This window comes from Lysobacter koreensis, from assembly GCF_042677045.1.
GTDB lineage: Bacteria > Pseudomonadota > Gammaproteobacteria > Xanthomonadales > Xanthomonadaceae > Lysobacter_K > Lysobacter_K koreensis.
The window spans coordinates 99,408-112,175 of record NZ_JBHTIH010000006.1 but is presented as its reverse complement, the minus strand read 5'-3'; the positions used below and the strand labels follow the sequence as shown (position 1 = coordinate 112,175).

The 12,768-nt window shown below is 68.4% G+C and carries 13 protein-coding genes; 10 read left to right on the top strand and 3 right to left on the bottom strand.

What is annotated here, in order from left to right:
• The first annotated feature begins 4 nt into the window (after positions 1–4).
• Both ACFQZQ_RS11945 and ACFQZQ_RS11940 read left to right on the top strand, forming a co-directional pair.
• Positions 5–1,387 (top strand): chemotaxis protein CheB, encoded by a 1,383-nt coding sequence (locus ACFQZQ_RS11945; RefSeq protein ID WP_386813022.1) that lies wholly within the window; start codon positions 5–7, stop codon positions 1,385–1,387.
• Positions 1,388–1,508: 121 nt separating this feature from the next.
• On the top strand, positions 1,509–1,991 hold the full coding sequence (locus ACFQZQ_RS11940) for a chemotaxis protein CheW (RefSeq protein WP_386813056.1): 483 nt from the start codon (positions 1,509–1,511) through the stop codon (positions 1,989–1,991).
• Between the two features lie 83 nt (positions 1,992–2,074).
• On the opposite strand, the gene ACFQZQ_RS11935 is transcribed toward ACFQZQ_RS11940, so the two are convergent.
• The gene (locus ACFQZQ_RS11935; protein WP_386813021.1) at positions 2,075–2,812 is read right to left on the bottom strand and encodes a 16S rRNA (uracil(1498)-N(3))-methyltransferase; all 738 of its coding nucleotides are present in this window, start codon (positions 2,810–2,812) and stop codon (positions 2,075–2,077) included.
• Positions 2,803–4,218: an adenosylmethionine--8-amino-7-oxononanoate transaminase gene (gene bioA, locus ACFQZQ_RS11930; protein ID WP_386813055.1), complete on the bottom strand. Its 1,416-nt coding sequence runs from the start codon at positions 4,216–4,218 to the stop codon at positions 2,803–2,805. Before bioA ends, ACFQZQ_RS11935 begins: the two co-directional genes overlap by 10 nt.
• A 140-nt stretch (positions 4,219–4,358) precedes the next feature.
• On the opposite strand from bioA, the gene nudE reads away from it, so the two are divergent.
• The 4 genes from nudE to ACFQZQ_RS11910 all read left to right on the top strand — a co-directional run bounded on the left by nudE (position 4,359) and on the right by ACFQZQ_RS11910 (position 7,029).
• Entirely contained in the window at positions 4,359–4,910 is a 552-nt protein-coding gene (gene nudE / locus ACFQZQ_RS11925; RefSeq protein ID WP_386813020.1) for an ADP compounds hydrolase NudE, read from the top strand.
• A complete protein-coding gene (gene cysQ, locus ACFQZQ_RS11920) occupies positions 4,907–5,752 on the top strand; it encodes a 3'(2'),5'-bisphosphate nucleotidase CysQ (RefSeq protein ID WP_386813019.1) in 846 nt (281 codons plus the stop codon). Before nudE ends, cysQ begins: the two co-directional genes overlap by 4 nt.
• A gap of 159 nt (positions 5,753–5,911) precedes the next feature.
• Positions 5,912–6,730: a nucleoside triphosphate pyrophosphohydrolase gene (gene mazG, locus ACFQZQ_RS11915; RefSeq protein ID WP_386813018.1), complete on the top strand. Its 819-nt coding sequence runs from the start codon at positions 5,912–5,914 to the stop codon at positions 6,728–6,730.
• Positions 6,727–7,029, top strand: coding sequence for an Mpo1-like protein (locus ACFQZQ_RS11910; RefSeq protein WP_386813017.1), 303 nt, complete (start codon positions 6,727–6,729; stop codon positions 7,027–7,029). The genes mazG and ACFQZQ_RS11910 overlap by 4 nt, the downstream gene beginning before the upstream one ends.
• 72 nt (positions 7,030–7,101) lie before the next feature.
• Here ACFQZQ_RS11910 and ACFQZQ_RS11905 read toward each other — a convergent pair whose 3' ends face one another.
• Positions 7,102–7,440: a DMT family protein gene (locus tag ACFQZQ_RS11905; protein WP_386813016.1), complete on the bottom strand. Its 339-nt coding sequence runs from the start codon at positions 7,438–7,440 to the stop codon at positions 7,102–7,104.
• 108 nt (positions 7,441–7,548) lie between these two features.
• Here ACFQZQ_RS11905 and ACFQZQ_RS11900 point away from each other — a divergent pair, with 108 nt between their 5' ends.
• The 4 genes from ACFQZQ_RS11900 (at position 7,549) to ACFQZQ_RS11885 (ending at position 12,750) form a co-directional block, all read left to right on the top strand.
• Positions 7,549–8,262 carry a response regulator transcription factor gene (locus tag ACFQZQ_RS11900; RefSeq protein WP_386813015.1) on the top strand — a complete coding sequence of 238 codons (714 nt, stop codon included), beginning with the start codon at positions 7,549–7,551 and terminating at the stop codon, positions 8,260–8,262.
• A gap of 15 nt (positions 8,263–8,277) precedes the next feature.
• Positions 8,278–9,552, top strand: a complete 1,275-nt coding sequence (locus ACFQZQ_RS11895; protein WP_386813014.1) for a sensor histidine kinase — start codon at positions 8,278–8,280, stop codon at positions 9,550–9,552.
• Between the two features lie 71 nt (positions 9,553–9,623).
• Positions 9,624–9,773, top strand: coding sequence for a hypothetical protein (locus tag ACFQZQ_RS11890; protein ID WP_386813013.1), 150 nt, complete (start codon positions 9,624–9,626; stop codon positions 9,771–9,773).
• A gap of 157 nt (positions 9,774–9,930) precedes the next feature.
• Entirely contained in the window at positions 9,931–12,750 is a 2,820-nt protein-coding gene (locus ACFQZQ_RS11885; protein WP_386813012.1) for an RHS repeat protein, read from the top strand.
• Positions 12,751–12,768 lie beyond the last annotated feature (18 nt).

Here is a 12,768-nt window from a genome sequence, read left to right as displayed (position 1 = left end):
GCCCGTGAGCAGCGCCGCACTGACCGACACCGGCCGCCGCGTCGCCTTGCTGGCGCGTCCGGGCGTGGCCTGTGACCGGTTGCGTGCGGCGCTGAGCGAAGCCGGTGCGCAGCTGGTGCTGGAAGGGGATCCGGCGACGCTGGACCCGGCCGCGCTCGCCGATGCGGGCGCGCAGGTGCTGCTGGTCGCGCTCGACGCCCAGACCGAGGACGCGCTCGAGCGCTTCGACGCGACCCTGCAGGACCCGGCGATCGAAGTGATCTTCGACGAGGCCGAGCTGGCCGCGCGCCGCGAAGGCTGGGAAGCGGCGCGCTGGGTCCGCCATCTGGCCGCAAAGTTGCACCGGCACGGCGATGTGCTGCCGCCCGGCGGCGAGGACCATCACGAGCCGACGCCGTCGACGCATTCCGACGGCGCGGGGCCGGTCTACGGTGGCGCCTTCGACCCGGTCACGGCGGAAACCGCCGATATGGGCACGCCCGCGGGCGTGGTCCTGCCGTTTACGCTCGACCACGATTTCGAACTGACCCTGGACGACCTGCGCAGCGATCCATCCGCGGCGGGTCGTGAACACGTCGCCGAACTGTCCTTCGATCGCGACAGCCTGGACGATGCTCCCGGCGCACCGGCCGAACGCGACCTCACTGGGTTCGCGACCGAGCTGGACCTGCCGGCGACCGCTGCCAGCGATGCCGTCTCGGCCATGGAGCTTTCGCTCGACGACAGCGGCGAACCGGGCGCGACAGGCGCTAGTGCGAGCGGCACCCGCGCCAGCGACCACCGCTTCCGCCACGACCTGGACGAGCTGGACCGGCGCATCGCTTCCATGGAGCTGGTCGACGACCGCGTGGTCAAGGGCCCGGCCCAGGCCAATGGCGCGGTGCTGGTGGTGTCCGGCATCGGTGGCCCGGATGCGGTGCGGCAGCTGCTCGGCGGTTTGCCTGCGGACTTCGCGCGGCCGGTGCTGGTCCAGCAACGCCTCGACGGCGGCCGCTTCGACAAGCTGGTGGCGCAGATGCAGCGCGCGACCTCGCTGCGGGTCAAGCTGGCCGAGCCCGGCGGACTGGCGGTGGCGGGTGCGGTGTACATCGTGCCCCCCGATATCGGTGTCGCCCTAGCCAACGACGACCTGCAGTTCATCACCGGCGGCGACAACCTGTTGGCGGCGCTGCCGTCCGCGGACAGCGCGGTGTTGCTGCTCAGCGGCAGCGACCCGGCGCTGGTCGACGCGGTCATGAATCACTCCTGGGCGGGCGCATTGGTGGCCGGCCAGGCCCCGGACGGCTGCTACGACGCGACCGCGCCCAGTGCGCTGATCGCGCGTGGCGGCGCGGCCGGGCAACCGGCCGAACTGGCCCAGCGCCTGGCCGAACGCTGGCGCACCTGAGGAATAGCTCGTGTCGAAGAAGAATACGCGTCAGCAATCCAAGCACGTGGCCGTCCCGGCGAAGCCCGCTCCGCCGGCCGCAACATCGGTTGAAGTGCTGGCCGCAGCGGCTCCCGCAGCGGTGACGCCGGTCCAGGCGGGCGAGCAGGCGGACATCCGCGGCGTGCTGATCCAGCTCGCCGGCGCGCGCCTGCTGCTGCCCAACGCGACCATTGCCGAGGTGCTGGCCTACGCGCCGCCGGAGCCGATCGATTCGGCGCCCGACTGGCTGCTCGGCCGGATGCGCTGGCGCGGTTGGCAGCTGCCGCTGGTCGCGTTCGCGCAGCTGGCCGGACTGGCCGACGAACGCGCCGGCCTGGGCAGCAAGGTGGTGGTGCTCAAGGCGGTCGGCGGCAATCCCAAGACGCCGTACTTCGCGATGCTGACCCAGGGCTTCCCGCGCCTGGTGACAGTGTCGAACGAGGGCCTGGTGCTCGATCCCGAAGGCGGGGCGCTGCCGTTGGGCGTGCACGCGCGCGTGCTGCACAACGACAACAGCGCCTTCGTGCCGGACCTCGAGGCGATCGAGGGCATGATCCAGGTCGCGTTGGCGCAGGCCGCGTAACGCGCGTTCGAGCTGGTTCCGGGGCTGGCCCGCGGTCGGGCGTTCCGACGACACCAACACACTACGGCGGGTTGAAACCCGCCCTACGCCAGGTCGCCGAACCGCGCCTGCAGTGCCGCGATCGCGGCCAGCCCCGCGGTTTCCGTGCGCAGGATCCGCGGTCCCAGCCGCAGTCCACCGAACCCCGCCGCTTGCAACTGTTCGCGGTCTAGCGGCGACCAGCCGCCTTCCGGACCGACCGCCAACAGCACTGGCGTGCCGGGCAACACATCGAGCGTGCGCAGGCCGACCTCACCGTCCGGGTCGAGGATCAGGCGCAGCCCGCCGTCCGGCAACGCGCCCAGCACTGCGGCCAGGGACAGCGGCGCGTGCACGTCCGGCACCGTCGCGCGCCCGCTTTGTTCACAGGCCGCGGCGACGACCGCCCGCCAATGCGCGAGCCGCTTCTCCGCGCGCGCGTCGTCGAGCCGGACCTCGCTGCGTTGCGAGGACAACGGCCGCACCTGCGTGACGCCCAGTTCGGTCGCCTTCTGCAGGATCAGGTCCATCTTCTCGCCGCGGGCGATGCCCTGCAGCAGGGTGATCGCCAGCGGCGACTCGCGTCGCACCTGCGTGGCGTCGCCGACCGCCAGCCGCAATTCGCGCTTGCCGACCGCGACGATCCGCGCGGCGTAGTCGTGGCCGTCGCCGTTGAACAGCACGCAGGCATCGCCCAGGCCCAGCCGCAGCACCCGCGACAGGTGCGCGGCGCTGGCTTCGGGCAGGGCGATCTCGCTGCCGGCGCGCAGCGGCGCGGCGACATGGACGCGGGTCAGGCGCATGCGCCGGCATCCGCAGTGGCGGCATCGATCGCGGCCCGCGTGGCGCCGGCGAGCAGCACCAGCGCCTCGTCGTCGATGCAGTACGGCGGCATCCAGTACAGCACGTCGCCCAGCGGCCGCAGCAGCACGCCGCGCTCGAGCGCGGCACGGTAGGCGCGCAGGCCGACCCGCGCCGCGGGGTCGAACGGCGTGCGCTTGTCGCCGTTGCGGGTGAGCTCGAACGCCACCACCATGCCGGTCTGGCGCACGTCGGCGACGTGCGGGTGCAGCTTGAACGGCGCCGCCAGCGCGGCCATGCGCGCCGCGGTCGCGCGGTTGCGCGCGAGGACGTCGTCGCTGGCGAAGATCGCCAATGACGCCAGCGCCGCGGCGCAGGCCAGCGGGTTGCCGGTGTAGCTGTGCGAGTGCAGGAACGCCTTTTCGCGCGAGTCGTCGAGGAAGCCGTCGTAGAGTTCCTGGGTGGCCAGCACCGCCGCCAGCGGCAGCGCGCCACCGGTCAGGCCCTTGGACAGGCACAGCAGGTCGGGCATCACCCCGGCCTGCTCGCACGCGAACAGGCTGCCGCTGCGGCCGAAGCCAACCGCGATCTCGTCGGCGATCAGGAACACCCCGTGCACGTCGCACAATTCGCGCGCGCGCTTGAGGTACACCGGGTCGTGCATGCGCATGCCGCCGGCGCACTGCACCAACGGCTCGAGGATCAGCGCGCAGACCTCGCCGGCGTGGTCGTCGAGCAACCGCGCCAGCGCATCGGCGGCGTCCTCGGCGTGGCTGGCCGCGCTTTGGGCGGGGCGGGCGAGGTAGGCGTCGGGCGATGGCGCGAACAACGCTTGGGCGAGCAGGGGCGCATACACGCGGCGGTACAGCGGGATGTCGCCGACCGCGAGCGCGCCCAACGTTTCGCCGTGGTAGCCGCCCTCAAGCGCGACGAACTTGGTGCGGCGATCTTCACCACGGTTGCGGAACCAGTGGAACGCCATCTTCAACGCGACCTCGACCCCGGCCGAGCCGTTGTCGGCGTAGAACACCTTGGCCAGCGGCGCGCGCCCGGGCTGGCGCGGTGCCAGCGCCAGCAATTGCTCGGCCAGTTCGACCGCCGGCGCGTGCGAGCAGCCGGCCAGCAGCACGTGCTCCAGGGTGCGCGCCTGCTGGCCGATGGCCGCGGCGATGCGCGGTTCGGCGTGGCCGAACAGGTTGGTCCACCAGCTGCTGATCGCGTCGAGGTAGCGGCGGCCGTCGTAGCCGACCAGCCAGGCGCCCTCGCCGCGTTCGATCGGCAGCAACGGCAGCGTGTGCGGGTGCTCGCGCATCTGCGTGCAAGGGTGCCAGAGCACCGCCAAATCGCGTTCGCGCCAGCGTTGCGCGGCGTCCGCGCCGGCCGCGTCGACGGCGGCCTCTGCTAGCATCGTTGCATCGTGGATTGTCTTCTCGTGCATGCCGCCATTATCGCGCCTGACCGCGCCCCCGGCGCGCGCAAGGCGTTTTCGCGCGCTGCCTGGGTCAAGCCCATTCGTGCCACGCACCTCAACAGGCGAGGCGCGATGCCATGAGCCGGCGCCTGCCGATCATCCACGGCATCACCGCGCACGACGTCGGGCCGTACCACATGGAGCGGCTCGACCTGGAGTTCGCCAACGGCCAGCGCCGCCAGTACGAGCGCCTTCACGGGCGCGGCCATGGCGCGGTGGTGGTGGTGCCGATGCTCGACGCCGACACCGTGCTGCTGGTGCGCGAGTACGCCGCCGGCAAGCACCGCTACGAACTGGGGCTGGTCAAGGGCCGGATCGATGTGGGCGAATCGCCGCTGCAGGCCGCCAACCGCGAACTGCAGGAAGAGGCGGGCTACGGCGCGCGCTCGCTGGCGGTGTTGCGCGCGCTGACGCTGGCGCCGACCTACATGAGCCACGAAACCCACCTGGTGCTCGCGCGTGACCTCTACCCGGCGCGCCTGCAGGGCGACGAGCCCGAGGAGCTCGAAGTCATCCCGTGGCGGCTCGATGCGCTGCACCAGCTGATCCTGCGCGAGGATTTTTCCGAAGGCCGCAGCATCGCGGCCCTGTTCATTGCCCGCGAGTGGCTGAGGATGCAACCGACGTGACCGGCAACACCCCTGTTTCAGGACAATACGTGTCCGACGAACTGCGCGAAGGCGTGATCGCCCTGGCCCGCGACGCGGCCGCCGCGATCCTGCAGGTCTACGACAGCGAGTTTGCGGTCGAACACAAGGACGACGCCTCGCCGCTGACCGCCGCCGACCTGGCCGCGCACCACTGCATCGTCGACGGCCTGGCGCGGCTGACCCCGGACATCCCGGTGTTGTCCGAGGAGTCGGCGACCGTACCCACCGCGCAACGCCGCGCCTGGTCGCGGCTATGGCTGGTGGACCCGCTCGACGGCACCCGCGAGTTCGTCAAGCGCAACGGCGAGTTCACCGTCAACATCGCGTTGATCGAGGACGGGGTCGCGGTGTTCGGCGTGGTGCAGGCGCCGGTGACCGGGGCGTTGTGGCATGGCGGCGCGGCCCTCGGTGCCTTCCGCCGCGATGGCAGCGGTGCCGACAATGGCAGCGACCAGCCCCTGCAGGTGCGCAACCCCGCGCGCGCGCCGCTGCGGGTCGCCGCCAGCCGCTCGCACCGCGACGCCCGCACTACGGCGTTCATGGAGAAGATGGGCGAGGTCGAGGCGATCGGCCTGGGTTCGTCGCTGAAGTTCTGCACGCTCGCCGAGGGTGGCATGGACATCTACCCGCGCTTCGGCCCGACCAGCGAGTGGGACACCGCGGCCGGGCAATGCGTGCTCGAAGGCGCCGGCGGCGCGGTGCTCGACCCGCGCGGCCGGCCGCTGCGCTACAACCAGCGCGACACCTTGCTCAACGGCGATTTCATCGCGCTGGGCGACACCTCGTTGCCTTGGCGGGAGTGGGTGAGCGGGCGCGTCTAGCCGATGCCATGAATGGCATCGGCTGCGCCTGCGAACGCCCGGCCATGGATGGCCGGGCTGGGCGATCCGGAAGCGGCAGGAGCTGCGCCATGGATGGCATGCGCAGAACCGGCGGATCATCATGCCGTCGTAAAAACGCAGCACAAGGATTGAAATGACATGGCGACCTCGGCGATCGACACCTTGCTCGACATCATGGCGCGGCTGCGCGATCCCGACGGCGGTTGTCCCTGGGACGTGCAGCAGACCTTCGCGACGATCGCGCCTTACACGATCGAGGAAGCCTACGAGGTCGTCGATGCGATCGATCGAAACGACCTTCCGGCGTTGAAGGACGAGCTCGGCGACCTGCTGCTGCAGGTGGTGTTCCACGCGCGCATGGCGCAGGAGCAGGGTGCGTTCGCGTTCGCCGACGTGGTTGCGGCCATCCGCGACAAGATGGTCAGCCGCCACCCGCATGTGTTTGGCGAGGCCACGGTCGCGGATGCGCAGGCGCAGGCCGTGGCCTGGGACGAGCACAAGCGTCGCGAGCGCGAATCCGCCGGCAATGAGGACGCGTCCGCGCTGGCCGGCATCGCCCGCGGCCTGCCCGAGTGGCAGCGCGCGGTGAAACTGCAGAAGCGCGCCGCGACCGTCGGCTTCGACTGGCCCGACGTGACCCCGGTGATCGCGAAGTTGCACGAGGAGATCGAGGAAGTGCGGGTCGAGTTCGACGCACGCGCGGCCGACCCGGACGACGCGGCCGCGCACGACCGGCTCGAAGACGAAATCGGCGACGTGCTGTTCGTATGCGCCAACCTCGCCCGCCATGCCAAGGTCGATGTCGGCAGCGCGTTGCGACGTGCCAACGGCAAGTTCGAGCGCCGCTTCCGCGCGATGGAGGCGCTGGCCGCGGCCGATGGCGCCGCGCTGGCGGCGTTGTCGCTGCAGGCGCAGGAAAACTACTGGCAAAGGGCCAAGGCCGGGGAGGGCAGATGAAACGCTTCGCGAGCTTCCGCGAGTTCTACCCGTTCTACCTCGAAGAACACCGCAACCGCACCAGCCGCCGCCTGCATTTCATCGGCAGCTGCGGGGTGCTCGTGCTGCTGCTGGCGACGTTGGTGACCGGCAACGGCTGGTGGCTGCTGGCCGCGCTGGTCTGCGGGTATGGGTTTGCCTGGGTCGGGCATTTCTTCTTCGAGAAGAACCGCCCGGCGACATTCAAGCACCCGCTGTACTCGTTCATCGGCGACTGGGCGATGTTCCGCGACATCCTGCGCGGCCGGATCCCGTTCTGACCCATCCGCGTCGGAACGATCCCGTGCAGCGCCGGGCCACGCTGGATCAACGCGGTCGCCGCAGCGCGCCGCTCAGTCCAGGAAGATCAGCCACGTCGCTACCGCGATCAGGCCGAAGCCGGCCCAGTGGTTCCATTTCAGCGGTTGTCCGAGATACCAGGTCGAGAATCCCGCGAACACCAGCAGGGTCAGCACCTCCTGCATGCCCTTGAGCTGCGGTGCCGAGTACACCGCGCTGCCCAGGCGGTTGGCCGGCACCATCAGGCAATACTCGAAGAAGGCGATCCCCCAGCTGACCAGAATCACGGCCATCAGCGGCGTGGACTTGTACTTCAGGTGGCCGTACCAGGCAAAGGTCATGAAAACATTCGAGCCCAGCAGCAACGCAATGGGCAGCAGGCGCTCGTACACGGTGGCGGCTCGCTGGTAAGGGTGAGGGCACAGATTAGCGCCCCGCCTTCACGGCGCGTCTACCTCGACCACGGCAGCCTTCACAAAACTGAAGGTATGGAGAGACCTATGCAAGGCAGTACGCGTGATGGGGGGCTGGTACTGATCGTCGAGGACAACCGCAACATTTCCGAGATGGTCGGCGAGTACCTGGAAAGCCGCGGTTTCGAGGTCGACTACGCGTCCGATGGCCTCGACGGCTACCGGCTGGCCGCGGAGAACAGCTACGACGTGGTGGTGCTGGACCTGATGCTGCCGCGCCTGGACGGCATCGAGGTCTGCAAGCGCCTGCGCGAGGAAGCGCGCAAGTCCACGCCGGTGCTGATGCTGACCTCGCGCGACACGCTCGACGAGAAGCTCACCGGCCTGTCCGCCGGCGCCGACGACTACCTGACCAAGCCGTTCGCGATCCAGGAACTGGAAGCCCGCCTGCGCGCGCTCATCCGCCGCGAGCGCCGCCAGGTCGGTGGCGAGGTGCTCAAGGTCGCCGACCTGGTGCTCGACCCGGCATCGCTGCGCGTCACCCGCGGCGGCAGCGAACTGCAACTGTCGCCGATCGGCCTGCGCCTGCTGACCATCCTGATGCGCGAATCGCCGCGCGTGGTCAGCCGCCAGGAGATCGAGCGCGAGATCTGGGGCAATGGCCTGCCCGATTCGGACACCTTGCGCAGCCACCTGTACAACCTGCGCAAGACCATCGACAAGCCGTTCGATAAGCAACTTCTGCACACCGTGCAGAGCGCGGGCTACCGCGTGGCGGACATCTCGCAGCCACCCGACTGACCGCCGGCCGCCGGCATGCCACAGGGGCTTCCACGCAAGATCAAGCTGGCCTTCATTGGCCAAGCCTTGACCGCAACGCTGGTCATCGTGCTCGGCGTCGGCTTGGGTGGCCTGTTGGTGCGCCAATGGCTGATCAACGAACGCATGGACACCGAGGCGCAGGCGTTCTGGGACGGTTATCGCGCCGACCCGGCGCATCCGCTGCCGCAGGGCGCGATGATGGTCGGCTACCTGGAGCGGCCGGGAAGCAGCGCCCCGGCCTTGCCCGACGGCGTGCGCGAACTCCCCGCGGGCCTGAACTCCTTCGTTGCCGGCAACCGCGTGGTCTACGTCGACCGCCGGCCCGAAGGCACGCTCTACCTCCTGCTGCGGCCGCTGCTGCTGGATCGCGGGATCCTCTGGACCGCGCTCAGCGCGGCCCTGCTCTCGCTGTGGGTGGTCTACCTGACGACGTGGCTGACCTACCGCACCTCGAAACGGCTGGTCACCCCGGTGACCTGGCTGGCGCACGAGGTGTCGAAGTGGGACCCGCGCGCGCCCGATGCCCACACGCTGGCGCCGGCCAACCTGCCCGACGAGGCCGGCAGCGAGGTGCAGGCCCTGTCGCAGGCCTTGAGTGGGCTGGCCGCGCGCATCGGCCGGTTCGTGCAGCGCGAACGCGACTTCACCCGCGATGCCAGCCACGAGCTGCGCACGCCGCTGACGGTGATCCGCATGGCCACCGACCTGCTGCTCGCCGACCCGGAGATGAGCGCGCGCACGCAGCGTTCGCTGTCACGCATCCAGCTGGCGGGGCGCGACATGGAGATGGTGATCGACGCGTTCCTGATCCTGGCCCGTGAGGGCGATATCGAGCCGGTGCGCGAACCGTTCGAGGTCCGCGACATCGTCGACGGCGAAGTTGCGCGCGTGCAGCCGCTGCTGGCCGACAAGCAGGTCGAGTTGCGGGTGGTCGACGAAGGCGCACCGTGCCTGGTCGCGCCGCCGCAGGTGCTCAGGGTGATGCTCGGCAACCTGCTCAGCAACGCGGTGAATTTCACCCAGCGCGGCCAGATCGAGCTGCGCCTGCTGCCGGACCGCATCGAGGTGCACGACAGCGGCATCGGCATGTCGGCCGAGGCGATCGCCAAGGCGTTCGATCCGTTCTATCGCGCCGATTTCTCGCGGCCCGAGAGCAAGGGCGTGGGCCTGTCGATCGTGGGGCGCCTGGCTGAGCGGTTCAACTGGCCGGTGTCGCTGACCAGCGTGCCCGGCGAGGGCACCACCGCGGTGATTCGCTTCAATCCGTAGTGCGGCGCGCGGAACTGCCGCTGAGGTAGTGGCCACGCGGGCCCAGGACACGCGGCTCATCTCGCTGGTCGGTGGCGCGATCGGCATGGCGCTGGGCGTGGCGGGGGCGCTGCTGGTCGGCAAGTTCGGCGCGCTGCCTCGCGACCGGGCTGTTCTTCGGCTACTACCCGGCGCGCAAGGACTCGCAGCTGCACCCGATCGAGGCGTTGCGGCAGCAGTAGCGGCCGCACCGCCTGGTTCTAACGGGCGCTGGAGCAAGCCAAAACGTGACATACGACACGGTTGCCGGCATCGGGCCGCATCAGTCGTCGCGCGTTGTTGTCTGCACCCACAGGGAGCGGCTATAAGTCCTCTGCACAGTTCCGCGGGGATTGCGGAATGGGGACCAAGGACTTCGGCCCGCAATGGGCTGAAAGGGAAGGGGAAGCAACAATGAAGAAATGTGTTTGGGTCGCAGCCGTGCTGTGCCTTGCGTCCGCGTACGCGCATGCACAGGAAGCAAAGCAGCCGTGGGACGAGTACGACAAGCTCATCAAGAGCAGCGAGGCCGTGACTTCGCTCGGCCCCTCACTGCTCGGTGACAACGTCAACCTCTCCAATGGCGCGTTGTCGTTTGCCAACACCGACGTCAGCGTTCCCGGGAATAACGCCCTGCCAGTGGAGGTGCGGCGGAGCCTCTCGGTCGGCAACCGCAAGGGTTACCAGGCCAACGACCTGCCGTTCGCGGATTGGGATCTGGATGTTCCCCGGATCCACGGCGTATTCCAGCACGCCGGTGCAGGCGCGGGTTTCGGCACTGCCTGTGTAGCAACTGATCCCCTCCAAGCGCGTCCTCCTTCAATCTGGACCGGCACCGAATGGCTCCAGCCGGAGGACTATTGGCAGGGCAACCAGGCGTCCTTGCCGGGCGGCGGCGAGATGTTGCTGGTGAGGCCAGGCGTGACGGCGCCGACCACTGGCGGTCCCTACTACTGGCTGACGTCGGGCTTCACGCACTTTGCGTGCCTGGCAGAAATAAAGAATGGCTCAGGACAGGGCTTTCGCGCGCTCACCACGGACGGCACCCGGTATTGGTTTGACTGGGCCGCCTCGTATCGCGAGCCGGATATCAAAGGTGGCGGCAAGGGGGCAAGCACCATCGCCCGCAGGAAGGCGGTGTTGTATGCCACCCGGGTGGAAGACCGCTTCGGCAACTGGGTGACCTACGACTACGCGAATGCCTCCAACGCGCCCGGGCGTCTGACCCGCATCGCTTCCAGCGATGGCCGCGTCATTGGACTGGATTACAACGCGCAAGGGCATGTCTCGTTGGTGACCAGCGGAGATCGCCACTGGTCCTACGTGTACGACTACTCTGATCCCAGCGCCGCTTCGCTGACGGCGGTGACGCTTCCCGACCAGAGCCAATGGAAGATGGCGTTCGCGGCTTTCAACGCAGGCATTCGCTCCGAAAAACCGCGCTGCGCACCCACCGGGTCGACGAGCATGTGCGACGTGGTGCGTACCTGCGACAGCCCGGGATTAATCATCTCGCCCGATCCCTCACCCGGCCGCATCACCCATCCTTCAGGCGCGACGGGGGAATTCACCGTCCGTCCAGTGCGCCATGGCAGAAGCAATGTGCCCCGCGTCTGTACCGGGTACAACGAACCCAACAACGACCCGAACGATGACAGTGCCTACTACCCGTTGAACTACGACGCCTTCTCGCTCATCAGCAAGAAGGTGACGGGCCCGGGCTTGGCGCCCGCGGAGTGGTCGTACGGATACGGCGCCGAAATCAGTTGGGCGCCGGATACCGGCCCGGTGTGCACCACGGGCGACTGCGGAGCCCCGGTGTGTACTTCCGATTCCTGCGCCAAGACCGCGGTCACGACCGTCAACGGGCCGAGCGGGGACTGGTCGCGCTACACATTCGGCAACAGCTACCGCTACAACGAGGGCAAGCTGCTCAAGGTCGAGCTGGGCAACGGTCCCGGCAGCATTGCGAAGACCGAAACGACGGCGTACGAGTTGCGTACGTCGGGGCTGCCGTTTCCTACGCCGATCGGGACCAGCCCGCAGCCAAGAGGGGACGGCTTTACGTCCGAGTATCTCTCGCCTCAGCGGCAACACGCCATCGTCCAGGACGGCGCCAACTTCAATTCGCTCGTGAACCAGTTCGACAGCATGGCCCGCCCCATCAACGTGGGCAGCTGGAGTTCCCTAGGCAATCCAGGCCGAACGGAAGTTACCGAGTACCACGACCACCCCAGCAAGTGGGTCATGGGCCTGCCAAAGCGCCAGATCAACGCAGAAACCGGCCTGGTGATGTCGCAGACGGACTACTGGCCGGCTACCGCGTTGCCGCAGCGCACCTGGGCGTTCGGCAAGGCGCAGCAGTACTTCGAGTACAACGCCGACGGAACCTTGGCCAAGTTCGTCGACGGCAACAACAATGCGACTATGCCGTCCGAATGGAAGCGTGGCATCCCGCAGCGAATCACCCACGCGGACGGCACCTACGAGACCGCCGACGTCAACGACCACGGCTGGGTACGATCCATCACCGACGAGAACCGGTTCACGACCACCTACGGCCACGATCCCATGGGCCGGCTAGCCAGTGTGGTCTATCCAGCCGGTGATACGACTGGCTGGGCCAACAAGACGCTGGCGTTTGAACTGATCAACTTTGAAGAGTATGGCTTGGCGCCTGGCCATTGGCGTCAAGCTATCCGAACTGGTAACTACCGCAAGTTCGTTTTCTACGACGCTTTGTGGCGGCCTGTCGCAGAACAGGAAGATGACTTTTCACGCCAGGAGCAGACGTTGAAGTGGACTGCGAGGCGATACGACGCGAAAGGTAATGTAGTTTTTGAGTCATACGCTCGAAACCCCTTCATTTCTGGTTGGGTTCGCTTTGATGCTGCCCTCAGTGGCATCCACACGTCCTACGACGCGCTGGACCGGGTCACCCGCGTCGAGCAGGACTCCGAGCACGGTCGGTTGGCCACGATTACGGAGTACTTGACCGGCTTCCAGCGCCGGACGACGAATCCGCGTGGGCTGGTGACAACGGAAACCTTCCAGGCCTACGACCAGCCGACCTATGACCTTCCCTGGATCATCAACGCGCCCGAAAGCGTCAAGACGGTGATCGAGCGCGACCGCTTCGGCAAGCCGCTGGAGGTAACGCGTTCCGGGCCGGATGGCTGAGCGCGAGCGCTGACGCAA